General features: G+C 72.4%; 18 protein-coding genes and 1 tRNA gene. 10 read left to right on the top strand and 9 right to left on the bottom strand.

Features of this window, described 5'->3' with window-relative positions:
• Positions 1-18: 18 nt before the first annotated feature.
• Positions 19-1,332 (top strand): hypothetical protein, encoded by a 1,314-nt coding sequence (locus tag WMF27_RS06625; RefSeq protein WP_437943953.1) that lies wholly within the window; start codon positions 19-21, stop codon positions 1,330-1,332.
• An 82-nt stretch (positions 1,333-1,414) separates the two neighbouring features.
• On the opposite strand, the gene WMF27_RS06630 is transcribed toward WMF27_RS06625, so the two are convergent.
• Complete coding sequence (locus tag WMF27_RS06630; protein WP_437769785.1) at positions 1,415-1,900, bottom strand: gluconokinase; 486 nt, start codon at positions 1,898-1,900, stop codon at positions 1,415-1,417.
• A 120-nt stretch (positions 1,901-2,020) separates the two neighbouring features.
• On the opposite strand from WMF27_RS06630, the gene WMF27_RS06635 reads away from it, so the two are divergent.
• Positions 2,021-3,316 (top strand): serpin family protein, encoded by a 1,296-nt coding sequence (locus WMF27_RS06635; protein WP_437943955.1) that lies wholly within the window; start codon positions 2,021-2,023, stop codon positions 3,314-3,316.
• 100 nt (positions 3,317-3,416) lie between these two features.
• Here WMF27_RS06635 and WMF27_RS06640 read toward each other — a convergent pair whose 3' ends face one another.
• A complete protein-coding gene (locus WMF27_RS06640; protein WP_437943957.1) occupies positions 3,417-4,079 on the bottom strand; it encodes a methyltransferase family protein in 663 nt (220 codons plus the stop codon).
• Between the two features lie 337 nt (positions 4,080-4,416).
• On the bottom strand, positions 4,417-5,874 hold the full coding sequence (locus tag WMF27_RS06645) for a PLP-dependent aminotransferase family protein (protein ID WP_437769782.1): 1,458 nt from the start codon (positions 5,872-5,874) through the stop codon (positions 4,417-4,419).
• A 91-nt stretch (positions 5,875-5,965) separates the two neighbouring features.
• Here WMF27_RS06645 and WMF27_RS06650 point away from each other — a divergent pair, with 91 nt between their 5' ends.
• Both WMF27_RS06650 and WMF27_RS06655 read left to right on the top strand, forming a co-directional pair.
• Positions 5,966-7,000 (top strand): GNAT family N-acetyltransferase, encoded by a 1,035-nt coding sequence (locus WMF27_RS06650; protein WP_437769781.1) that lies wholly within the window; start codon positions 5,966-5,968, stop codon positions 6,998-7,000.
• Positions 7,001-7,070: 70 nt separating this feature from the next.
• A complete protein-coding gene (locus tag WMF27_RS06655) occupies positions 7,071-7,688 on the top strand; it encodes a hypothetical protein (protein ID WP_437769780.1) in 618 nt (205 codons plus the stop codon).
• A 205-nt stretch (positions 7,689-7,893) separates the two neighbouring features.
• On the opposite strand, the gene WMF27_RS06660 is transcribed toward WMF27_RS06655, so the two are convergent.
• Positions 7,894-7,967, bottom strand: a tRNA-Arg gene (locus tag WMF27_RS06660).
• A 242-nt stretch (positions 7,968-8,209) separates the two neighbouring features.
• Between WMF27_RS06660 and WMF27_RS06665 the strand changes: the two genes are divergently transcribed.
• On the top strand, positions 8,210-9,832 hold the full coding sequence (locus WMF27_RS06665) for a L,D-transpeptidase (protein WP_437943959.1): 1,623 nt from the start codon (positions 8,210-8,212) through the stop codon (positions 9,830-9,832).
• A gap of 16 nt (positions 9,833-9,848) precedes the next feature.
• Here the strand turns inward: WMF27_RS06665 and fusA are convergent, their stop codons facing one another.
• Entirely contained in the window at positions 9,849-11,960 is a 2,112-nt protein-coding gene (fusA, locus tag WMF27_RS06670) for an elongation factor G (protein WP_437943961.1), read from the bottom strand.
• A 204-nt stretch (positions 11,961-12,164) separates the two neighbouring features.
• Between fusA and WMF27_RS06675 the strand changes: the two genes are divergently transcribed.
• From WMF27_RS06675 to WMF27_RS06685, 3 genes are all read left to right on the top strand, one after another.
• Positions 12,165-12,512, top strand: a complete 348-nt coding sequence (locus WMF27_RS06675) for a transcriptional regulator (protein ID WP_437943963.1) — start codon at positions 12,165-12,167, stop codon at positions 12,510-12,512.
• A 282-nt stretch (positions 12,513-12,794) separates the two neighbouring features.
• Positions 12,795-14,822 (top strand): protein kinase domain-containing protein, encoded by a 2,028-nt coding sequence (locus WMF27_RS06680; RefSeq protein ID WP_437943965.1) that lies wholly within the window; start codon positions 12,795-12,797, stop codon positions 14,820-14,822.
• 35 nt (positions 14,823-14,857) lie between these two features.
• Positions 14,858-16,159: a glycoside hydrolase family 113 gene (locus WMF27_RS06685; protein WP_437943967.1), complete on the top strand. Its 1,302-nt coding sequence runs from the start codon at positions 14,858-14,860 to the stop codon at positions 16,157-16,159.
• 335 nt (positions 16,160-16,494) lie between these two features.
• On the opposite strand, the gene WMF27_RS06690 is transcribed toward WMF27_RS06685, so the two are convergent.
• The 4 genes from WMF27_RS06690 to WMF27_RS06705 form a co-directional block, all read right to left on the bottom strand.
• On the bottom strand, positions 16,495-17,379 hold the full coding sequence (locus WMF27_RS06690; RefSeq protein WP_437944520.1) for a HAMP domain-containing sensor histidine kinase: 885 nt from the start codon (positions 17,377-17,379) through the stop codon (positions 16,495-16,497).
• A complete protein-coding gene (locus WMF27_RS06695; protein WP_437943969.1) occupies positions 17,375-18,091 on the bottom strand; it encodes a hypothetical protein in 717 nt (238 codons plus the stop codon). The genes WMF27_RS06690 and WMF27_RS06695 overlap by 5 nt, the downstream gene beginning before the upstream one ends.
• A 28-nt stretch (positions 18,092-18,119) precedes the next feature.
• Positions 18,120-19,202, bottom strand: coding sequence for a nucleotidyltransferase domain-containing protein (locus WMF27_RS06700; RefSeq protein WP_437769753.1), 1,083 nt, complete (start codon positions 19,200-19,202; stop codon positions 18,120-18,122).
• An 82-nt stretch (positions 19,203-19,284) separates the two neighbouring features.
• Complete coding sequence (locus WMF27_RS06705; RefSeq protein ID WP_437769752.1) at positions 19,285-20,181, bottom strand: hypothetical protein; 897 nt, start codon at positions 20,179-20,181, stop codon at positions 19,285-19,287.
• Between the two features lie 252 nt (positions 20,182-20,433).
• Between WMF27_RS06705 and WMF27_RS06710 the strand changes: the two genes are divergently transcribed.
• Complete coding sequence (locus tag WMF27_RS06710; protein ID WP_437769751.1) at positions 20,434-21,513, top strand: glycosyltransferase family 4 protein; 1,080 nt, start codon at positions 20,434-20,436, stop codon at positions 21,511-21,513.
• A 14-nt stretch (positions 21,514-21,527) separates the two neighbouring features.
• Entirely contained in the window at positions 21,528-22,721 is a 1,194-nt protein-coding gene (locus WMF27_RS06715) for a glycosyltransferase family 4 protein (protein ID WP_437769750.1), read from the top strand.
• Positions 22,722-22,817 lie beyond the last annotated feature (96 nt).

A 22,817-nucleotide genomic window follows, 5' to 3' on the forward strand; every position in this document is an offset into this window, starting at 1 on the left:
CCTCCCAGGATGTGCGAGATGGGGGCAGTCGGTCCCGGGGGCGTGTGTCTGGGTGCCGCGGTCGCACCCGGCGGGCGATTGGCCGGCGCGGCCGGGCTCGGCGACGGCGAGCGGGCCGAGCGGGCGTGTCGGCAGAGATCGTTCAGCCGGCAGTATCCTGGCAAGGGCGCGACCCTGCGCGGCTTCACGATCGACGGCGCCGGCCGCGCGCTGCTCGCCGGCTCCTTCGAAGGGGAGCTGACCTTCGGCGGCACCCGGCTGCGGAGCGCGGGCGCGACGGACGCCTTCGTGGCCGAGCTCGACGCGTGCGGCGCGCCGCTCTGGAGCAAGCAGTTCGGCGACGGCACGGCGCAGAGCGCCATCGACGTGGCCGCGAGCGGCGGGGGTCAGTCGCTCGTGCTCGGCGATTTCTCCGGCACGGTCCGCTTCGGCGCGCACCGGCTCACCGCGGCGTCGCCCTCGGGCGCGGACCTGTTCCTCGCGAAGCTCGACCCGCGCGGCGCGGCGAGCTGGGCGGCGCAGATCTCCGCGGAGGAGGACGCGATCCTGAGCGGTACGGCGCTCGCCGCCGATGGCCGCGGCGGCGCGCTCGTGCTCGGCAGGCTGGAGGGGGCCGCGAAGGTCGCCGGCGCGCGGATCGAGCGGCGGGCCATCGGCGCCTTCGTCGCCCGGCTCGACGCCTCCGGTCGCTTCGCGTGGGTCAGCCTGCCGCCGAGCGGCTCCGACAGCGAAGAGATCGGCATCGAGGTCGACCGCGACGGGAACGTGATCCTCGCGAGCCAGGACGGGCGGGGCACGGCGACGTTCGTGACCAAGCTGGACCGGGACGGAGAGCTCGTGTGGCACAAGCGGTTCCGTGGCTCGCCGGACCAGCTCGAGGAGGCGTACGACCTCGCCGTGGATCCAGAAGGCGCCGCGCTGCTCTCCGGCAGCGGCGTCTTCGGCGAGCCCGATCTGCCGGGCGGCCCGCGGCCGTTCGTCGCCAAGATCGGCCCGGATGGCCGTGTGATCTGGGTGAAGCGCTTCGACGCGCGGAGCCCCCGCCGCATCACGGCGAGCGGCGAGCGCGTGGTGCTGGCCGGCGATGCGCTGTGCGAGCCGGCGGATGAGCCGGCGTCGTGCAGCGCGTGGGCGGCCGGGCTCAGCTCCAGCGGAGAGGAGCAGTGGACCCGGCGCATCGGCGCGGACGTCCACGTCTCCGGGCTGGAGATGGACCCGTGGGAGAGCCCGATGCTGGCCGGGTCGTTCCAGGGCACGATGGCGCTCGGGGGCGAACGCCTCTCCAGCGACCAGGGCGCGCTCTTCCTGACCCGCTTGCCGGACCCGGGCTGACCGCGCGCGGGCGCTCGGGTTCTCCCGGAGAGAGCGCCTGGAAAGCGCCCGGCGTCGGCAGACGGCGCGGCGCGGGCCCGGCTCACACGCCGAGCGCGCGGCGGACGGCGGCGACGATCTCCTCGGGGGGGGCGCCGACGTCGACGCGGATCGCGTCCTCGGGCGGCTCCAGCGCGGCGAGCTGCGTCGAGAGGAGGCCGGGGGGCATGAAGTGATCCTTGCGCGCCGAGAGGCGCGCGGCGATCAGCGCAGGATCGCCGGTCAGGTGCACGAGGCGCATCCGCGCGGGGTCGACGAGCAGCTGCGCGCGGTGCGCCGCCTTGAGCGCCGAGCAGGCGATCACGGCGCCGCGCCCCGCGTCGAGGAGCTGGCGGATGCGCGCGGTGAGCGCCGCGATCCACGGCGCGCGATCCCGATCGTCGAGCGGCTTGCCGGCGCGCATCTTCTCGATGTTGGCGGCGGGGTGGAGGTCGTCGGCGTCGACGAGCTCCCATCCGAGCTCGCGCGCAAGGCGCGCCCCGACCGTCGTCTTCCCGGCGCCGCTCACGCCCATCACGAGCACGATCACGGGCGCCGCGCCTCTCCGAGGGCTGTCTCTCGCGCTCTTCGCATGGCGGGAGCCATCCTATCATGGGCGGTTCGGCACGCCCCCTGCTGCGCCGGGCGCATGCGTAGGCCTCCGATCCCTGTGGTCCTGTTGCCATTTTCCCTCCTCTGCGCCGGTTGCTCCTCTGGCGGCGCCGGGCCGGAGCCGCGGCCCTCGCCGTCCGGGTGCGCCGATCCGGGCACCGCGGGCTGCGTCGTCGCCTCGGACAGGCAGCGGGCCCGCGCGCCTCGGGTGCCGGAGGCCGACGCCAGGGAGCTCGCCCTCGGCAACACGGCGTTCGCGCTCGAGCTCTACCGCCGCATCGGCGCTGTGCCGGGCAACCTCTTCTGTTCGCCGTACAGCGTGTCGAGCGCGCTGGCGATGACGTACGCCGGCGCGCGCGGGGAAACGGCGGAGCAGATGGCGCGCGCGCTGCGCTTCACGCTGCCAGAAGCGCGGCTCCACCCGGCGTTCAACGCGCTCGATCTGGCGCTCGCGCGCCGCGGCGAGGGCGCCGAGGGGCAGGACGGCAAGGGGTTCCGGCTCCACGTGGCCAACGCGATCTGGGGGCAGGTCGGCTCCGCGTTCGTGCCGTCGTTCCTCGACGTGCTGGCGGAGAGCTACGGGGCCGGGCTGCACGTCGTCGACTTCGTGAAGGCGCCCGACGAGGCGCGGGAGATCATCAATGGCTGGGTAGCCGAGCGCACCGAGGACCGCATCAAGGACATCGTGCCTGAAGGCGCCCTCGGGCCCTCGACCCGGCTCGTGCTGACGAACGCCATCTACTTCAACGCTGCCTGGCAGTTTCCGTTCGAGGAGGAGGAGACGACCCCGGGGAGCTTCACGCTGGCGGACGGCTCCACGGTGTCCGTTCCGATGATGACCAACCACGCGCAGGTCCGTTATGGCGAGGGCGACGGCTACGAGGCGCTGGAGCTGCCCTACGACGGCGGCGAGCTGTCGATGGTGCTCGTGCTCCCGTCGGAGCTCGGCGGCTTCGAGGCGGGGCTCGATCCGGAGCGGCTGGAGGGCGTCCTCGCCTCCCTCGGGGCACGGAGCGTCACGATGGCGCTGCCGCGCTTCATGATCGCCTCGACCCTGGATCTCGCCCCGCCGCTCGAGGATCTGGGGATGCCCGCCGCCTTCTCCGATCGCGCGGATTTCTCGGGGATCGACGGCCAGGGCGGCCTGTTCATCACCGATGTGCTCCACGAAGCGTTCGTCTCCGTCAACGAGGCGGGCACCGAGGCGGCGGCGGCGACGGCGGTGGTGATCGGCGAGACGTCGGCGCCCGAGCCCGCCACCATCCGCTTCGACCGCCCATTCCTCTTCGTCATCCGGGATCGCGCGACGAGCGCGATCCTGTTCGTCGGCCGCGTGGCCGACCCGTCCAGGTAGGAGCGCCGGGGCCGGGCGAGCGAGGCATCCCGCGACAGGCGTTGCATCCTGTCCCATGGCGCCGCGTGCCCGCCTCTACTGAGGAGGGCGCGCGCCCTCCTCAGTAGAGGCGGGGGACGAGCCGCGCGGACGTCCGGCGCGCGTAGTCGTCGTATTCCGGAAAGGTCTCGCGCAGCACGCGCTCCTCGTATCCCATGCGGATGACCTGCAGGATCATCTCGACCGTGTAGATCAGGACCGCGGCGATGGACGGATAGATCAAGATGATCCCCGTCCCCTGGATCAGGCTGGCGAGATAGACCGGGTGGCGCACGAGCCGGTAGGGGCCATTGGTGATGAGGCGTCGCGCCTCGGGCATGACGCTGAACGACTTGCCCAGCCACCCGATGCTGACCATGGCGAGCGCCATTCCAGCGATGATGAACAGCGTGCCCACCACCTGACGGCCGGGCATCGGCGGGGCCTTGGGCAGCCATGCGATGCTCGCCGGCAGCAGGCCGGCGGCGAGCGCGGTGATGCGAGGTACGATGCCGCTCAGCTTGCGTACAGGGCGGAGACGAATGAGCGTGAACGCCGCGACGAGCAGCAGGTAGGCCCCGGTGGCCACGAGCGAGGCCACCGTCGTCCCGTACGTGAGCCCCTTGGGCCCGCTCCAGAGAAACAGGTGAGCATAGAGGTCGCGCCCGACGAACAGGGCGTTATAGAGCATGAGGACGGCGAGCGGCAGCCGCATCGCGAGGTCGTAGAGCACCGCGCCATTCATTGTATTCTCCCTTACTTCGCATCGTGAGAGGGAGCGCGTGCGAGGTCAAGCCAGCGGGGCTTTTGCCGCGTCGGATCCATCATCCATCCACCGCGGGCGCAGCGCGCTTCGACGACGGCGGGGCCGCTGTACGATCGAGGTCTGTCGGAGACAGCGCCTGCGGGGAGAAGGAGAGTTCAGCCGTATCGGCGCTTGAGGAGGAACACGGTGGTGCATAGGAAAGGCGTATCCGGAGAGACAGGGAGATAGGGATGTCTCGTCGACGGTTCCACGCGTCCACGTGCGCCGTCGACCCTCGGAGGGCCGCTGCGCTCATCGGGTCCGCCCGCCTGGGCGCTCACACCGCCTCGACCATCCTCTCCACCGCATCGCCGATCTCCCGCTCGTCCAGCGCCGCGAACCCGAGGCGCAGAAAGGGGCGCTTCTTGCCGTCGAACGCGAACCGCCGCCCCGCGGAGAACGCCACCTTCCGCGCGAGCGCGCGCTCGGCCCAGGCGTCCGCGTCGATCGCGGCGTCCACCTTGGCCCACAGGGCCATACCGCCGGCTGGCACGGCGAAGTCGAGCGCGTCGGGGAGCCGCGCGCGCAGCGACGCGACGAGCAGATCGCGCCGCGCCCGGTAGGCGCGGCGCGCGCGCTGCGCGTGGCGCTGCACCTCGCCGTCCTCGAGGAGCTCGGCGACGGCGCGCTCCACGGCGTGGTCGCCCTGCCGGTCGACGAAGGTGCGGTGGAGCGAGAGGCGCTCGATCAGCGGTCCGGGGGCGACCACGAAGCCGATCCGGAGCCCGGGGGCGAGGATCTTGGACAGGGTGCCGATGTAGACGACGACGCCGGCCGTGTCCGCGCTGGCGAGCGGCAGCACCGGGCGGCCGTCGTAGTGGAACTCGTGATCGTAGTCGTCCTCGAGGATCGCGATCCGGCGGGCCCGGCAGAGCTCGAGGAGCGCGATGCGCCTGCCGGGCGCGAGCACCGCGGTCGTGGGGTACTGGTGGTGCGGGGTGACGTAGACGGCGCGCAGGCGCTCCCGCTCGGCGAGCTCCGAGAGCGCGTCGACGGAGAGGCCCGCGGCGTCGACCGGCAGCGGGAGGAGCCGCGCGCCGGCGAGGCGGAGCGCCTCCCACGCGGGGCGGTAACCGTAGGACTCGACGGCGACCGCGTCGCCCGGCGTGATCAGGGCGCGGGCGACGAGGTCGAGCGCCATCTGGCTGCCGCGCGTGACGAGGACCGACTCCGGCCCGGCGGCGAGGCCGCGCACCGCCGAGAGCATCGCGGCGAGGGCGGCGCGGAGGCGCTCGTCGCCGCGCGGATCGGCGTAGTCGAGCAGCTGCTTCGATCCGGCGTGCAGCGCGCGGCGGTAGGCGCGCGCGAGCGCCGCGGTCGGGACGAGGCGCATGTCGGGGAGGCCGCCGCTCATGCGCAGCGTGCCGGGCGGGATGATGGGCACGTGCCGGAGCGAGGTCGCGCCGAGGTCGAAGCCGAGCCGCGCCGGCACCTCCGCCCGCGCGGCCGCGCGCCGGGCGAAGCCGCGGGGCGCCGGCGCCGGCAGCTCCGCCGAGACGAAGGTGCCGCGCGCGGCGCTGGCCTCGATCCAGCCCTCGGCGGCGAGCTCGCGGTACGCGGCGAGGACGGTGTTGCGATGGACCGACAGGGACCGCGCGAGCGCGCGGCTGCCCGGCAGCTCGGCGCCGGCGCGGAGCCGGCCGCGGCGGATGTCGTCGGCGAGGGCGCGCGCGATCTGAAGGAAGATCGGCTGCGGGGCGGCGGGATCGACCGCGAGGGCGAGCTCCCAGGGCATGCCAGCTGGTCTAGCAGAAATCGGCGAACCGGATCTTTTGAGCGTACCAGGTGCGCGCCAACCTCGGTCCATGCGCAGGGAGATTTTTCGCATGGAGAGGGCGGAGGCCGAGGCGCTCCTCGGGCTCGCGGAGGTGGTCCACCTGGCGTCGACGACGGCGGAGGGCGAGCCGGTGCTGAGGACGGTGCACGGCGTCGTGGTCCGGGGCGCGATCGCGTTCCACGGCGCGCCCGTGGGCGAGAAGACCGAGGCCGTCGGCCGGCCCGCGGTGGTGTCGTGCGAGCAGGTCGTGGCGTCGATCCCGAGCTACTTCACCGATCCGGAGCGGGCGTGTCCGGCGACGACGCTCTACCGGAGCGCGCAGGCGCACGGGGTGATCGAGCGCGTGGACGATCCGGATCACAAGGCCGAGGTGCTGGAGGCGCTGATGCGGAAGTACCAGCCCGAGGGCGGGTACACGCCGCTCGACGCGTCGAGCCCGCTCTACCGCAAGGCGATCGCGGGGATCCTCGTGCTCGCGGTCCCGCTGTCGCGGCTCGACGGCAAGGCGAAGCTCGCGCAGAACCGGACGCCCGAGGAGCGGGCGCGGCTCCTCACGAAGCTCTGGGAGCGGGGTGCGCCGGGCGATCCGGCGGCGATCGAGCTGCTCCGCGGCGCTTGCCCGGACACGCCGGTGCCCGAGTTCCTCCGCGCGCCGGAGGGCTGCGTGCTCGCGTGCGCGCTGGGCCCGCGCGACGTGGCTGCGGCGGTCGATCTGCTGGAGGGCGGCTACTGGAACCAGGGCGTGTCGCGCGAGGCGATCGCGCGGGCGCTGCTCGGCTCGTCGGCGTGGGTGGGCGCGCGCGACGCGGCGGGCCGGCTCGTGGCGACGGCGCGGGCGATCAGCGACGGGAGCAGGCGCGCGTGGATGTACGACGTGACGGTCGCGCCCTCGCTGCGGGGCCGCGGCGTGGGCGAGGCGGTGGTGCGGCTGCTGCTCGGGCACCCGGCGGTCCGCGGCGCGAGCCACGTCCACCTGGGGACCCAGGATGCGCAGACGTTCTACGCGCGGTTCGGGTTCCGCGACCGCGCGGAGCTGCCGCCGCGGCCGTTCACGTCGACGGAGATGCAGCTCGTCCGTGCGTGAATTGGCGCTCGAGCGGCCGACGGGGCCGCGCGGCTAACAGGCCGGGATTTCGGCTGATTTCGAGCTCATTGTGGAGGATTGGCCGGATGATCCGTCCGATGAGTATTCTTACAATCTCGCCGCGCCCTGCCAGGTGGAGGCAGCCAGCGCAACATCGCGCGACCTCGCGTGTACGTACGCAGACGGCACGGTGCACGGCCTGACGCTCACCATTTCCAATCTGCATATCGTCGGTGCCATTCCGGCGAGCGGTCCCGTGTTCCTTCGGGCGGCGCGATATGACGAGTTCGGCGAGGTCTATCAGTGGTTCGAGGTGCGCGCCGGCTCCGATGTCACGGGCGCGCTGCTCGCGGGAGGCGCTCGCGCTTCGAGCTGGACCCCTGAAGCCTACTTCGCGCCGATCTCGATGGTGCCGGCCACCGGAGAAGGATGTCCCGTAGAAATCCGACGTGAATGCCTGAGCAGCCGCAGATCCCGGATCCAGTTCTGGGTCGACCATGTGCCGGGCGCCTCGATTCTCGACGGGCACGAAGGTGATATCGACGCGAGCGGGGCATACCGCGCGATCGTGGGCACGAGCGTGGACAACCACATGAGCGACGGTGACGCCTGCCACCCGGGCGACGATCCGAGCTACGCTGACGAGTGGCGTGTCCTGATTGGCGCAAAAGCGATCGATGGCCGCTAGAACTTCGCTTGGAGCGCGCGGCCACGCCACCGACGCGACCGCCGAGGCGTCGGTCGGCCACCGTCGCGCCCTCGCCGGCGATCCCTCGATCGGCGATCAGCGCGCGGAGGCCCGGAGCACCAGCTCCCCACCTTGCGCTCGCGCGGATTCCGGGCGAAGCGCAGCAGAGCCAGCCGCGAACGTTGCGGAGAGGCAGAGGACCCAGCGCGCCACAGTGGATTCGAACCACTGGCCTTCGGCTCCGGAGGCCGACGCTCTATCCAGCTGAGCTAGTGGCGCACTCTCGCGGGTTTCGCGAGGGGCCCCGAACCTACCCAAGACCGGGCTCTCGCGCAACCCCATTCCTGCACCTTTGCGCGCTGCCGCCATCCCGCCCCGCCCACGCCGCGTCACCCGTCGCTCGCCGAGGGCCCGCGCCGGCCGTGGCGCCGCCGCCCGCCCGCCCGCCCGCCCGCCCGCGAGGGCGGCGTGGCGACGGCCAAAATTTGGCCACCGGCCCGTCTGTCCGGCATTCCCGGAGCATGGATGCCCGACAGCGAAGCTCCGCGCTCCCGGCCCCGGCGCGCGGACCCCTCCCGCTCGCCCTGGCCGTCGCCGCCCTCGCCCTGCCGGCCTGCACCGGCGGGGAGAACGCCACGCCCGAGGGCATCATCAGCCTCTCCGCGGGCGCGGCCCAGAAGGCCGCCGAGAACGACCCCGCCACCCTGCCGCGCCCGGACGGGCCCCGCATCGGCGCCGTGCAGATGGTCGCGCCCATCTACGAGAAGGCGGACCGGCGCTCGGCCAAGCTCGGCTACCTCCGCGCGGGCGGGACGGCGCCCCGCGGGGAGAAGCCCGCCGCGTTCGACGACTGCCAGGGCGGCTACTACCGCGTGCTGCCCGCCGGGTACATGTGCGCGGACGGCGACGCCACGATCGACACGCAGCACCCGATCGTCCGGGCGCTCACGCGGCGGCCCGACCTGTCCAAGCCGATGCCGTACCCGTACGCCTTCGTCCGGGCCATCGCGCCGAACTACTACCGGATGCCGTCCACGAAGGAGCAGCTCAAGTACGAGATGAGCCTGGAGCGGCACCTCCGCAGCTACAAGAAGCTCAAGAAGAAGTGGGACGAGATCAAGGTCGGCGCCAACGACGTGCCGCTCGACGCGGCGGGCAACGCCGTCGCCGACCCGCCCGCGGCGCCGCCCGAGATCGGCGACAGCGAGCTCTTCGGCGGCAACGGCAGCGACGAGATCCCCTGGTTCTTCAAGGGCGGCCGGCAGCTCCCGAACATCTCGTCGTTCAAGGTCCCGGGCTACGCGATCATCACCAACCGGATCGCGCGCAAGGCAGGGCTCGCCCTCATCGACACCTTCATGGGCGACGGCGGGCGGCGCTTCGCCCTGACCACCGACGCGCGGCTCGTGCCCACCTCGAAGCTCAAGCCCGCCCGCGGCTCCACGTTCCACGGCGTCGACATGACCAAGGGGTGGGAGCTGCCGCTCGCGTTCGTGCACCGGCAGGACGCGAAGCGCTACGACATCTCCGGCGGCGAGATGAAGAAGGCGGGCGAGCTGCCCTGGCACACCGCCGTGCAGCTCACGGGGCGCTCGAAGAAGGTCGGCGGCGCCCGCCTCGTCGAGGCGAAGGACGGGACGTGGGTGCGCGACTCCGACGTCGCCATCGCGGTGAAGCCCTCGGAGCTGCCGTCGCACGCGCAGGGGACCGTGAAGTGGATCGACATCTCGATCCTGAGCCAGACGCTCATCCTCTACGAGGGCAAAAAGCCCGTCTACGCCACCGCGGCGGCCACGGGCCGCGACGGGCTCGGCGACCCCAAGAAGACCTTCTCGACCGTGCGCGGGACGTTCCGGATCCGCGACAAACACGTCACGACGACCATGGACGCGCACGAGGTCGACAACAAGTTCGAGCTCCGCGACGTGCCGTGGGTGCAGTACTTCGAGGCCGGCTACGCTATCCACGCGGCGCCGTGGCACGACGACTACGGCAAGCCGCGCAGCCACGGGTGCATCAACCTGTCGCCGATCGACGCGCGGCGGGTGTTCCTCTGGACCGATCCCCCCGTGCCCGACGGCTGGCACGGGGTCAGCGCGGGGAAGATCACGGGCGAAGGGACCATCGTCCACATCCATCCCTAGAGCGGAGCGGCGGGGGTCAGTCCTCGTCGGCCTCGGCCTTGAAGCCGCTCTCCTTGATCACCTTGTCCTGCACCATCGGCGGGCAGACCTCCAGGTGCTCGACGTTCATCGTGAACGTGCCTTTGCCCTGGGTCATGCTCTTCAGCTTCGACTCGTACTCGAGCACCTCGGCGAGCGGGACGAACGCGTTCACGATCGTCTGGCTCTCGACCGAGTCCGTGCCGATGATCCTCCCGCGGCGGCTGTTGATGTCGCCGATGATGTCGCCCATCGCGACGCTCGGCGCCGTCACCGAGAGCCGCACGATGGGCTCGAGCAGCACCGGCGCGCACTGCGCGGCGGCGGCCTTGAAGGCCTTGCTGCCCGCCATCTGGAACGCCGCGTCCGAGGAGTCGACGTCGTGGTACTTGCCGTCGAAGAGCCGGACCTTGACGTCGATCATCGGGTAGCCCGCCAGGACGCCCTTCGACATCGACTTGACGATGCCCTTCTCGACCGAGGGGATGAACTGCCGCGGCACGGCGCCGCCCACGACCGCGTCCTCGAAGACGAAGCCGCCGCCGCGCGGCAAAGGCTCCATGTCGATGTAGCAGACGCCGAACTGGCCATGTCCGCCCGTCTGCTTCTTGTGCTTGCCCTCGATGTTCGTGGCCTTCTTCGAGATCGTCTCCTTGTAGGCGATGTGCGGCGGGCCGAGCCGACAGTCGACCCCGACGCGCCGGCGGATGCGCTCCACCGTGATCTCCAGGTGCAGGGCGCCGAGGCCCGAGACGACGAGCTCGCGGGTCGACGCGTCCTGGTGCACGCTGAGCCCCGGGTCCTCCTCGGTCAGCCGGTAGAGCGCGTTGCCGACCTTGTCCTCGCCGCCCTTCGCGTCGAACCGCACGCCGCGCGAGAAGAGGGCCGGCGGCAGCTCCGGCGCGGAGAGCAGGAACGCGTGCTTCTCGTCGGAGAGCGTGTGCCCGCTCAGCGTCGCCTTCAGCTTGTGCAGCGCCACGATGTCCCCGGCGCGCGCCTCGTCCATCTGCTTGTGGTCCTTGCCGACCACGCCGTGGATCTTGCCGAGCCGCTCCGAGCCGCCCGTGCTCGCGTTGAGCATCGTGGCGTCGGGCCGGAGCACGCCGGAGAGCACGCGCACGAACGAGGTGCGGCCGGCGTGCGGATCGATCGAGGTCTTGAAGACGAACGCCGCGGCCGGGCCCTCCGCCGACGACGGCCGCTCCGCGGCCTGCGGCGCGGCGCCGGGCTTGCCGCTCGGGACGACGCCGCTCCAGGCCGGGTGCTCGGTCGGCGGCGGCACGAGCTCGACGATGCCGTCGAGCAGCGCGGCGACGCCGCTCGGGCGGACCCCGGAGGCGAAGTAGACCGGGATCAGCGCCCCCCGGCGGACCGCGGCGCGGAGCCCCTGATCGAGCTCCTCCTGCGTGAGATCGCCCTCGGTCAGGTACCGCTCGGTGAGCTCGTCGTCGCTGCCGGCGACGTCGTCGACGAGCTTCCCCCGGGCCTTCTCGACGGCGCCTGCGGCGTCGGCCGGCGCGGGAGAGCCCGCGGCCGTGGCGGGCGCCTCGGGCTTGTCGAGCCAGGCCTTCTTCGTCCGGATGGCGACGACCCCCCGGTGCTGGAGCCCCTCGCCGACGCGCTCTTCCATCACCGCGAGCGGCGCCTTGAGGCGCGCGCGGACCTCGGCGAGCACCTCGTCGGGGCGGGCGTTCTCGGCGTCGACCTTCGTGACGACGATCATGCACGGTAGCTTTGCGTCCCTCACCCAGCCGAAGACGCGCTCGGTGATCGGCTGCACGCCGTCCTTGCCGCTCACGACGAGGATGGCCGCGTCGACCGCCGCGAGGGCGAGCCGCGTCTCGGCGAGGAAGCTCCCCTCGCCCGGCGTGTCGACGAGGTTGACCTTCTTCCCCGCCCAGGAAAGGTGCGCGACGCTCGCCTCGAACGAGCAAACGTGCTCTTTTTCCTCGGCGGTCTCGTCGAGGACACTCGACTTGTCGTCCACCTTGCCGAGCTTGGCCGTCGCCTTGGCGACGTACAGCATGCCCTCGGCAAGCGATGTCTTCCCAGCCCCCTTGTGTCCGATGATTGCAACGTTCCTGATGTCCCCTGCCTCAGTCGTTGTCATCCCTCGTTCGTACCAATCCCCGTCGAGATCGAGAAGGCCGGCACGCGATTTTTGCGGCGCTTTCCTCGCGGCAGGAGGTCGGCGAAGCCGGGCAGCGAGTCGCTCACCCGAGCTCTGCCGCGACGCGCTGCGGCGTGCTCTGGCGATTTGCGCTTGTCCGGCGCTGCCTGAGTGGAGCGCTCGCCCGGGAGCTCGGCGCACGAAATGAGCACGCTCCGCCTCGCGCTCCAGATGGTCCTCGGGCTCGCGCTACCGTTCGCGCTGCAGCGCTGGGACCGACGGCGGCTCACGCCCGAGCAGCGCGCCGCTTGCTGGAACGGAGCCACCTGGGGCGCGGCCCTCTATGCGTTCGGCCCGCTGTCCATGCTCGGGTGGTGCTGGGTCACGCGCGGCGTCCAGCACGGGCGGCCGGGGGCGCGTGGAACACGCGGAACAGCGCCCTTCCGCGCGCTGAAGGCGCTCGGGCTCGGCGCGGCGTCCGCCGCAGCGCTCGTCCTGATCCTGAGCGGCGTCGATTCTCTGGTCGCGCTCGCATTGGGGCTCCCGCCGTGAGTCGCGCGGGTGGCACGCGGAACGCATGGAAGCGGTGTCGATGGCTCGATGGCGCATGAAAGTAGCCGCGGATGCCGCTGATGGAGATGGCTGCAGGCCGGCCGGCCGGCCAGCTGGCCGGCCAGCCAGCTGCGCTAAAATGCGTGAAGAACGGACATTTTCGTGCCCGAGTGTCCCTGGACGACACGTCATGGACGCGATAGCAGCACTCTGAATCTGTTATTCAGGGGACAGGCTTTGACTCTGTCCGCGGAGCTCGCGGACTCACACCGAGGCAGTGCGTTGACGTCGCTGAAGCCCAGAGGAGAGGATCGCGCGGCCGCACGGGAGCGGACCGACGCGTGGACCGACGCTGAACGTGCGCCGCGGGCGGCCGAGGGCGGCCCGAGGTGGCAAGAGATCGTCGCCGGCAGGTACGCGGTGGAGACCCGGATCGGCGCCGGCGGCGTGGGCGTCGTCCAGCTCGCCACCGATCGCCTGTCGGGCCAGCGCGTCGCGCTCAAGCGCGTCGATCCGAGGCTCGTCGAGAACAGGCACGCCGTCGATCGGCTGCTCCGGGGCGCCCGCGCCGCGCGCGCGCTCAAGGGCAGGTACGTCGCGCGGATCCTCGACGTCGGGGTCGAAGGTGGCGCGCCGTTCGTGGTCAGCGAGTACCTGGAGGGCTCCGACGTCACGAGCTACCTGCGGCGCCGCGGGCCGATCCGGGTCAGGGAGGCGGTGAAGTACCTCCTGCAGATCTGCGAGGCGGTCGCCGAGGCGCACGGCATCGGGATCCTCCACCGGGATATCAAGCCCGAGAACCTCTTTCTCAGCTTCGGCGACGGCGCCCCGAGCGTGAAGGTCCTCGACTTCGGGGTGTCGGCCGTCGCCTGCGGCGTCGAGAGCGAGGGGCCGAACGCCGCCTCGGGCGCCATGCGGACGTCGCTGCTCTTCATGGCGCCGGAGCAGATGCGGTCGGCGGGCGGCATCGACGAGCGCGCCGACATCTGGTCGATCGGCGCGGTCGCCTACGCCCTGCTCTGCGGGGCGAGCCCGTTCGATGCGCCGACCGAGCTCGAGATCTGCACCAAGGTCCTGACCGAGCCGCCCGCGCCCTTCCCGGCGGGCGTCGAGCCCCCGGAGCTGCGGGCCCTCCTGCTGCGCTGCCTCGCCAAGGACCCGGAGGCGCGCCCCCCGGACGTCGCGAAGCTCGCGTTCGCGCTCGCGCGCTTCGGGGGCGAGGGCGCGGAGGACGCGGCCGAGCGCGTGTGGGAGGCGCTCCGGGCGGACGAGACCGTCCGCATGGCCACGCCTGCTCCGGTCGCCGCGGACGAGTGGGAGGCCGACACGCTGGCGGACCTGCCGAGGATGTCGCCCGACGATCTCATGAGCGACCTCGAGACGACGGCCAAGTGGGAATCTCCCGCAGGCCGTCTGTCCGACGTCACGCTGGTGTCGCACGCGGGGGCGGGGTGGGACGGCGGCGATCAGCTCCGGGCGAGCCGGACTCCGCCCCCGCCGGTCCTGACGGTGAGCCCGCCGGAGCACCGCTCCGATCCCCAGGCGGGCGGGCCAGGGAAGCCGCCGACCGCCGAGGACACGCCCGTTCCGCTCGGCCGCAAGGTCGTGCACCGCGTCAGCGACGGCGCGGCGCCCCGCGTCACGCCGGCGCTCGCGGCGCGCACCCTGGCCGAGGCCGATGCGGAGCGGCTCACGGTGGTGCGCCGGGGTCCGTCGCCGTGGCCCCGGCGGGTCGCGATCGCGTTCGCGCTGTTCGGGATGCTCGCGGGGATCGGCGGCGTATGGCTCGTGCAGATGCGCACGCTCGACGGAGGCGGGAGCGCGCTGCCTGCGGCGAAGGGGCTGGCGAAGCGCGCGGTCCAGGAGGCGCGCTCGTCGGTGGTGCCTAGGCGATCGAGCGCGGCCGCTCCTGCCGCGCCGGAGCCCTCGCCCGAGCCCCTCGCGGCCGAGCCCTCGGCGGCCGAGCTCCAGGCGGCCGAGCTGGTTCCCGCGAGCGTCGCGGGCCCTGACAGCGAGGCGCCGCGGGTGGCGCAAACGCGAGGGGCCCGCCTCGACGCGCGGCGCCCCGAGGTCATCTACGACGAGGTCGAGCGCGAGCGGCGACGGCGGCGCGAGAAGCTCGAGCGCGAGCGGGCGTGGCGTGAAGCGACCAGCCGCGCGCGGCAAGAGCGCGACGCGTCCCGGCGCGAGCCGCCGCGGCCCGAGGAGGGCGCGGTTGGGCCGGCGCAGCCCGCCGAGGGCGCGCGCGCGCCGCAGCAACCCGCGGAGGGCGACGGCGCGCAGCGATCTCAGGCGAGCGACGGCGGGTGACGTCCGCGGCCCGGCTGCCTGATATAAGGCGGCCCGTGCCAGGGAGGAGTCGAGGAGGTTACGCGCTCGCCCGCGCGGCGGGCGCCGCGGTCGCCGTGTCGGCGGCGGCGGTCGGCGCGCCTGTGCGCCCTGCGATCGCCGCGCCGCAGGCTGCGCAGCAGGCGCCGCGGGTCGTGCAGCAGGCGCCGCAGGCCGCGCCGCAGGCGCCGCGGGTCGCGCCGGAGCACCTGCCGTACGGCGCGGCGGGGTGGGCCGTGTCGGGCTGGGGCGGCGTGCGCGGCGTGACGATCGGGCCGATCGAGAACCAGCGGCATCCGGGCCGCGGCTACGGCACCGCGGCGAGCGGGCGGGCGATGGATGAGGCGGTGGCCATGGGCGCGACGTGGGTCAGCCTGACGCCGTTCGGCCGCGTGTGGGACGGCAAGGGCACGGGCGTCGATCTCGTCTTCGAGGCGCCGTTCGAGGAGAACCGGCGCAACGTGCTCGCGGCGATCGCGCAGGCGCACGCGCGCGGGCTCAAGGTGCTGCTCGTCCCGCACCTCTGGGTCGAGAGCGGCGAGTGGCGCGCCCTGATCGATCCCGGGGACGACGCCGGCTGGGCGCGCTGGGCCGAGTCGTACCGCCGGTTCCTGCTCACGTGGGCCGTGGTCGCGCGCGAGGGCGGCGCGGAGATGCTCAGCGTGGGCGTCGAGCTGCGGAGCTGGGTGACGACGCCGCGGGCGGCGAGCTTCCTGCCGATCATCGAGGCGGTGCGCCGCGTGTACCCCGGGCTGCTCACCTACTCGGCGAACTGGGACGACGTAGAGCACACGCTGATCTTCGACGCGCTCGACCTCATCGGCATCAACGCGTTCTACCCGCTGGCGGAGCGGGAGGGCGCGTCGTTCGAGGAGCTCCTGCGCGGGGGGCGCAAGGTGGCGGCCGGGGTGGACGACGTGGCGCGCGCGTGGGGCAAGCCGGTCCTCTTGACGGAGATCGGCTACACCACGCGGCGCGATCCCGCCGTGCGCCCGTGGGAGTGGCCCGACCGCATGAAGGGCGTGGTGGTCGACCAGCGCTCGCAGGCCGAGGCCTACGCCGCGGTGATCGCGCCGTTCCTCGACGCGCGCACGTGCGCCGGCTTCTTCGTCTGGCGGCTCTACGCCGATCCGGACGACGTCTCGCAGGAGGCCGAGTGGGGCTTCTCGCCGAGGGGCAAGCTCGCGGAGCTCGTGCTGCGCGACGCGTTCACCGCCCGCTGGGCCGCCGACGGCCCCTCGCTCCTCGGCGAGGCGCTCGGCAGGCACCGCGCCCGCACCCCGGGGCTCTTCGGCTGGGAGCTCGATCCAGACGAGTAGCCGAGCTGCTTGCGCTTGCGCTCGCCGGCCGAGCTCAGCGTAGAATCGCGCTCGCGGGGGAGGGCGAAAGGAGAGCGCAGAGACATGGCAGCTATCCACGGGGGCTGGCTATAACTGCCGCTATTGATTGTATTGCTTCCCCTGGTGCTCGTCGGCTATGCGGCGAGGCTCCGGCGCTCGGAGCTCGTCGGACTCGATGTCACCGCCGTCGTCTTCTGCGATGAAGGGAGATGGTGTCTTGTCTGGGTCAACCCGTCTCCCCCCGGGCTCGGTAGGCCCAGGGGAGTTGGCGAGACCTCGCGCAGGACCAGCGAGGAGAACGTAGGCGAGAGGTCCTACGCGGGCGGCGCGCCCGACGCGGACGGCAACTGCGGGGTGAAGGTCGAGCCCCTGCCAGCGGCGCTCGTCACCTCGATGCGCCCGCCGTGCGCCTCGGCGATGCGGCGCGCGGCCCACAGGCCGAGGCCGACGCCCGGGGCCACGCCGCTCGACGACGGCGCGCGGAAGTAGCGCTCGAACAGCCGCCGCTGATCGTCGGCCGCGATCCCCACCCCGCGGTCCGAGACAGCGATGGAGACGTCGGCGCCTACCCGCGCGACGGTCACCTGCACGGCGCCGCCCGCGGGCGAGTACTTGATGGCGTTCGCGACCAGGTTGTTGAGCACCTGCTCGATCCGGATCGGGTCGCAGCACAGCGGGACGGGCTCCTCGGGGAGCGACAGCCTGAGCTCGTGCGCGGTCGGGCGGTAGAGCTCCACGACGTCGCGGGCGAGCTCGCGCGCGTCCCGGGCCTCGCGGCGCAGATCGAGCTCGCCGCCCTCGATCCGCGCGATGTCCATGAGGTCCGTGAGCATCCGGTCGCAGCGCGCGGCCTCCTTCCCGATGCGGGCGAGCATCGACCGGAGCCGCTCCTCGCAGGGGAGGGGCCGATCCGGCCGGAGGCCGTCGACGGTGAGCTTCAGCGCGGCGAGCGGGTTGCGCAGGTCGTGCGCGACGCCCGCGAGGATCCCGAGCTGCCCCTTGCGCTGCTCGGCCAGCGCGGCGGCCATCTCGTTGAACGCGACGGCGATCTCGCGCAGCTCGTCGAGCCCGCCCTGCGGCGCGCGGGCGTCGTGCGAGCCGGCCCCGTAGCGGTCGATCGCGGCACGGATCGCGTCAGCGCGACGCGGGCGCTCTCGCGCTCGTGGGAGAGGAGGGGCTGCGCCGCGCGCAGCCTCAATCGTGCGCGGTTTCCGGGCCTTTCAGGGTCGACAGCGCCGCCCGCGCGATGGCCATCTGCCGCTCCAGCTCCGCGGGCGACGCCGGGGCCTCCAGGATCAGCGCCGCGTCGTCAGGGACGTGGGCGGCGATCCGCTGGAACGCGTGCGCCGCGCTCTGGCTCAGGGCGCCGTGGCGGCTCCCGGCGTTCACCTCGCTCACGTGGAGCTGCTTCAGCCGCGTCCTGTGCTCCCGTACGAGGAAATGGGCCTCGGTCATCGTGCGATCGACCTGGTGCGCGTGGCCGATATCGAAGCAGAACGACGCGTCCGGCAGCGCGTCGAAGAAGGGCCCGAGCTCCTCCACGGTGCGGCCTGTCCGCTTTCGCTTATCCATGTTCTCGATCGCGAGGAAGCCGCCGAGCTGCCGGAAGGCGCCGAGATCATGGAGGGAGTCGGGGTGGATGACGATGAGCCATCCGAGCGCGGCCACCTCCGCCATGGCGTCGGCGACGGCGCGCTCCTCCGCCGCGTCGAAGCGGCTCGGCGCGTGGAACGAGACGTAGCCGTACCGCGACAGGTCGAGCGAGCCGAGGAGCCGGAGCAGCGGCTTGAGCTCCGAGATCCGCAGCGCGGAGAGCTCCACGGCGGTCGCCGAGCTCCCTTCGAGCATCGAGAGCGCTCGCTCGACGTCGCTGAGGGCGAGCGCCCCTGTCGAGTAGCCCACGGGTCGCATCAGAACACCCCATAGGTCCGGAGGAGCATCAGAACACCCCATAGGTCTGGAGGAGCTTGCGGAGCTCGTCGTCTTCCTTGAAGAAGAGCCGGTCGAGCCCGCCCTGGAACTCACGCGCGATGTCCCGCGCCCGCTTGAAGGTCGGGTCGCTGCCCAGCTGGTCGTCCAGCGGCAGCTGCTTCAGCCGGCCGCGCTCCTCCTCGTTCGAGAGGAGCGCGAGGAACGCGTCGTAGCTGTCGAACAGCGTGCGCGCCGTCTCCGCGGAGATCGAGGGCCGGAGCAGCACCTCGGCCAGGCTCTCCAGGGGCGTCACCCGGATGCGCTCTCGCAGGAAGCGCACGAGCGCCGGCATCGAGAGCCGCTCGCCGTCGTCGGTCAACGTCGTCCGATCCTTGCAGAACAGCTCGAAGCCAAAGCAGGTGATGAGCCCGCTCACGAAGATGAGCTTCCGCGACATCCTGAGCTTCGCGTTGCGGAGCGCCCAGCCCGAGCTGCGCTCCCGCTGCTTGTAGACGAAATCGACGGCGACCGTGCGCCAGTACCGGACGATGTCGTTCAGGAGGAACATCGGGAGGATCTCGCGCTTGCTGCCGTAGCGCAGCCCGCGGTCGTCCTCGACGTACCGCGAGAGCACGAGCCTGAGCACCCGCTCGTGGGCGTCCGGCTGGCCGATCGCGAGCGACTCGAGGAGCAGCAGGATGCGCTGGGTCGTGTTCTTGTTCGTGTCCTCCTGCCCGCCGATCTGGTGGAGGATCGGGTGGCTGAAGGCCACGTTGCCGAACACGCCCGTCGGGCCCGGCTCATGGAACTTCGCTTCCCTCAGGATCCTCGTGATGGCCTGGACCTGGCTGAAATGCCCCTCGTCGGCCTGACCGTCGATGAGCAGCGTCCAGTCGAGATCGCTGCCGGTCGTGTACTCGCCCCGCGCCAGCGAGCCGAAGACCACGACGCTCGTGTCGCAGGGGATCTGCTCGCGGAGCAGCGCCGCGAGCCGCGCCCGGGTCTCCGCCGAGAGCCGCGCGGCCGCCTCGATGCTCGGCCACGATCGCCCCGCCTTCTCGCCGATCCGCTCGATGGCGCTCCGCGGCGCCGCGCCTTCATCTCTCGTCATCGAACCACCCTCGATCGCGGGATCGCTCATTGAGCACACCGCAGCACACCGCAGCACACCGCGGCGCACCGCGGCGCGCGCCTCACGCCCCGCCGTCGCCGGAGAGCGCGAGCCCGAACCACCGGTTCACGAGGTCATGGTGCTCGTCGAGGCGATCGCGGTAGCGGGGGGTGCCCTCGAGCGCGGCTCGCTCGAAATCGATCCAGTACAGGGCGCCCGTCTTCTCGCCGATGAGCACGTTGCCGAGCTTGACGTCGAGCGGCGCGACGCCGCGCGCGTTCATCGCCCGGACGATCTCCTCGATCCGGCCGCGGTAGGCCGCGCCGCCGCCGCTCGCGAACGCCTCGATCTCCCGCCGGTCGCGGTCTGGATCGAACAGCTGCCCGAGCGGCGCGAGGTCGATGTCGAGCACCTTCTCCCCGCGCTCGGCGACCTGATGTTGCAGCGTCCGTCCGCGCACGTAGTCGAGGTAAAGGGTGCGCGTGGCGAGGCTGAGATCGCGAATCCTCGGGACGCTGGGGAGGTCGCGCAGGCGGAAGAGCGCGGCTGCTTCGTTGTAGAAGAAGAGGCCGAGCAGGGCGAAGAGGTGCGCCTGGAGCGGCGCGTTCTGCGGCTGGCCGACGAAGCGCTTGCGGACGCAGACGTAGCCGCCGCGCAGCACGACGTGCAGCCGGTAGCGCAGGCGCGGCATCTTCTGGCTGCGCCGGTTGAAGAAGGCGACGTCGGCCGGGTGGACCGCGAAGGCGAAGCCGTCCTGATCGAGCTCCGCGAGCACCCTGTCCCCCGGGCCGAGCTCGGCGACCGATGGGATCTCGCTCGGGGTCACGGCGTCGGGCACGGGGAGCGGGTTCTCTGCGAGCCGGCGCGCAAGGAGCGCTCTGACCGTCTCGAGCCGCACGGCGAGCAGCCTCGTCGCGGCGTCCATGCCGGGCACGCGGCGCATGCCTTCGTCAAGGGCGCGCCGAAGCTCAGGGTTCATGCCCGTCTAGTAGCCGCTTCCGTTCGGCAAATCAAAAGGTGAGGTGACGGCGAGGCGAGGTGGTACGCTGATCCAGCGACCTTGGGCGCTCGCCGACGAACGTCGACCCGCGCCGACGAACGTCGACCCGCGCCAGAGGCCAGGACCGCCGGCGTGCCGGGTGGGCGTTTGGCAGCGCGTGTGCAGCGCGTGGGGTGATGCTGGGTGCGGTTTGCGCTTCAACAGGAGACCCGATTCGGGTAGCAAGCCTTCATGGGGAATTCGACGCTGCGGATCGTCCATGTCGTGAGCAGCCTCAATGGCGGAGGTATGGAGCATTTCGTGCTGCGCCTCGCCGAGGCCCAGCGGCGCCACGGCCACGACGCCTCCATCCTCGCGCTGCGCGGCGGGCCGCTGGCGGAGCTTGCGCGGCAGCGGGCGCTGCCCACCACGGTGCTGGGCGGGCGCCTCCCCACGCGGCTCGCGCGCGCGGCCCTCTCCTTCGCGCGCTCCCGCCCGCACGTCGTCCACGCGCACAACCCCACTGCGCTCCATTACGCCACGATCGGCAAGCTCCTCACGCGCGCGCGGCTCGTCTTCACCGATCACGCCCAGACGCGCGGGATCATCCGCGTTCCGTCGCGCTTCGAGTGGCGTGAAACGGACGCTGTCGTCGGCTGTTCGCAGGACACGGCCGACAAGAGCGGCGCGGTCGGCGTGGCCAGCAACATCTCTGTCATCCACAACGGGATCGACATCACCCCGGCCAAGCGGACGCGCGACGAGGTGCGCGCCGAGCTCGGGCTCGGCCCGGACGTGTTCCTTGGCATCATGCCCGCCGCGTTCCACCCGGTGAAGGCGCACGACGTGCTGCTGCGGGCGCTCGCGCGGCTCCGGGAGCGGGGCGTCGCGGTCGCGGTGCTCGTCGTCGGCGACGGCGACGAGCGCGATCGCATCCATGGGCTCGCGAGGGAGCTCGGGGTCCACGGCGCCGAGGCGCGCTTCCTCGGCTTCCGCAAGGACGTGCCCGATCTGCTCGTCGCCGCCGACTTCTTCACGCTGCCCTCGCGCGACGAGGGGCTGCCGCTCGCCGTCCTCGAGGCCATGGCGCGCAGCCTGCCTGTCGTGGTGACGCCGGTCGGCGGGGTCCCGGAGGTGGTGCGGCACGAGGAGCACGGCCTGATCGTCCCGGTGGACGGGCACGACGCGCTCGCGGACGCGATCGAGCGGCTCGCGAGCGATCCGGCGCTGAGGCGGCGGCTCGGCGAGGCGGGGCACGCGCGGGTGCGCGACGACTTCTCGTTCGAGAAGATGACGCGCAAATACGAGCAACTCTATTTCCGCCTCACGTGACAGGCGAGCGCGCGATGAAGGTACTCGTCTTCACCCATCATTACCCTTCCACGCGGCTGCCGACGATGGCGCCGTACAGCCATCAAACGTACAGGGCGCTCGCGCGCCGCTGCGAGCTCCGGCTCGTGGCCCCGATCCCCTGGTGGACGCGCGCGCGCGGCGCGCCGCGGGAGATCTTCGGCGGCACGCGCGAGACGCACACCGGCATCGACGCGCTGTTCCCCACGTACTGGTCGGTCCCGGGGCTGCCGAGGCTGCACGCGCGGGCGCTCCGCGCATCGCTCGGGCGTACGATGGCGGCGCTGCGGCGCGAGTTCCCGTACGACGCGATCCTGGCCGCGTGGGCCTATCCCGACACCGTCGCCGCGGAGGCGTTCGCGCGGGAGGCGGGGGTGCCGGTCGTCACGACGGTGCTCGGCAGCGACATCAACGAGCAGCCGAGGAACGCCGCGCTGCGGGCGCAGATCGCGCCGGCGCTCCAGCGCTGCGCCCGGGTGGTCGCGGTGAGCGGGGCGCTCGGGGAGCGCCTGGTGGAGCTCGGGGTGCCGCGGGAGCGCGTCGTGGTGCAGCTCAACGCGGTCGACGGCGCGCGGTTCACGATCCGGGATCGGGCCGAGCCGCGGCGGCGCTTCGGCGTCCCGGCGGACGCGAAGGTGGTGCTGTACGCCGGTTATCACGTGCCCGAGAAGGGCGTGGACGTCCTCGTGGAGGCGATGGCGCACCTCGACCGGGCGGGGCGCCGCGACATTCACCTGATGATGGTGGGCGGCGGCGAGCTGCTCGAGCCGCTGCGCGCGAAGGTGAGCGCGCTCGGCCTGGGCGATCGCGTGCGGCTGTTCGGCTGGGCGCTGCCCGTGGAGATCCCGGACTACATGGCCGCGTGCGACGTGTTCTGTCTGCCGAGCCGCCGCGAGGGTTGCCCGAACGTCGTCCTGGAGGCGCTCGCCTCGGGCCGTCCCGTCGTCGGAACCCGGGTCGGCGGCGTGCCGGAGCTCGTCCGCGAAGGGCACGGGGGCAATGGCTTCCTCGTCCCCCCCGGCGATCCCGGGGCGCTCGGGGCCGCGTTGGCGCGAGCCTTGGACACGGCGTGGGAGCCGGAGGCGCTGCGGGGCAGCGTGGGGGCGCTGTCATGGGACGTCGTGGGGGAGCGCTATCACGCGCTCCTGACGGAGGTCCTCGGCGAGCAGCGCGGTCGCGGGCCGGGCTGATTCAACGGGGAAATTGAACAGGGAGACGGAGACAGGGAGTATTGAAGACCTCCCTCCCCGTCTCCCCGCCTCCCTGTGAATTCCCCGAAGAATTCG

The organism is Sorangium sp. So ce281, from assembly GCF_051527395.1.
Classification (GTDB): Bacteria; Myxococcota_A; Polyangia; order Polyangiales; family Polyangiaceae; genus Sorangium; species Sorangium cellulosum_B.

Bases quoted from the DNA above. Each gene is read 5' to 3' on its own strand.
- WMF27_RS06705 (WP_437769752.1), bottom strand. From the start codon at position 20,181: ATGAACCCTGAGCTTCGGCGCGCCCTTGACGAAGGCATGCGCCGCGTG.
- WMF27_RS06650 (WP_437769781.1), top strand. From the start codon at position 5,966: ATGGAGAGGGCGGAGGCCGAGGCGCTCCTCGGGCTCGCGGAGGTGGTC.
- WMF27_RS06700 (WP_437769753.1), bottom strand. From the start codon at position 19,202: ATGACGAGAGATGAAGGCGCGGCGCCGCGGAGCGCCATCGAGCGGATC.
- WMF27_RS06625 (WP_437943953.1), top strand. From the start codon at position 19: ATGGGGGCAGTCGGTCCCGGGGGCGTGTGTCTGGGTGCCGCGGTCGCA.
- WMF27_RS06645 (WP_437769782.1), bottom strand. From the start codon at position 5,874: ATGCCCTGGGAGCTCGCCCTCGCGGTCGATCCCGCCGCCCCGCAGCCG.
- WMF27_RS06665 (WP_437943959.1), top strand. From the start codon at position 8,210: ATGGATGCCCGACAGCGAAGCTCCGCGCTCCCGGCCCCGGCGCGCGGA.
- WMF27_RS06675 (WP_437943963.1), top strand. From the start codon at position 12,165: ATGAGCACGCTCCGCCTCGCGCTCCAGATGGTCCTCGGGCTCGCGCTA.
- WMF27_RS06710 (WP_437769751.1), top strand. From the start codon at position 20,434: ATGGGGAATTCGACGCTGCGGATCGTCCATGTCGTGAGCAGCCTCAAT.
- WMF27_RS06640 (WP_437943957.1), bottom strand. From the start codon at position 4,079: ATGAATGGCGCGGTGCTCTACGACCTCGCGATGCGGCTGCCGCTCGCC.
- WMF27_RS06715 (WP_437769750.1), top strand. From the start codon at position 21,528: ATGAAGGTACTCGTCTTCACCCATCATTACCCTTCCACGCGGCTGCCG.
- fusA (WP_437943961.1), bottom strand. From the start codon at position 11,960: ATGACAACGACTGAGGCAGGGGACATCAGGAACGTTGCAATCATCGGA.
- WMF27_RS06695 (WP_437943969.1), bottom strand. From the start codon at position 18,091: ATGCGACCCGTGGGCTACTCGACAGGGGCGCTCGCCCTCAGCGACGTC.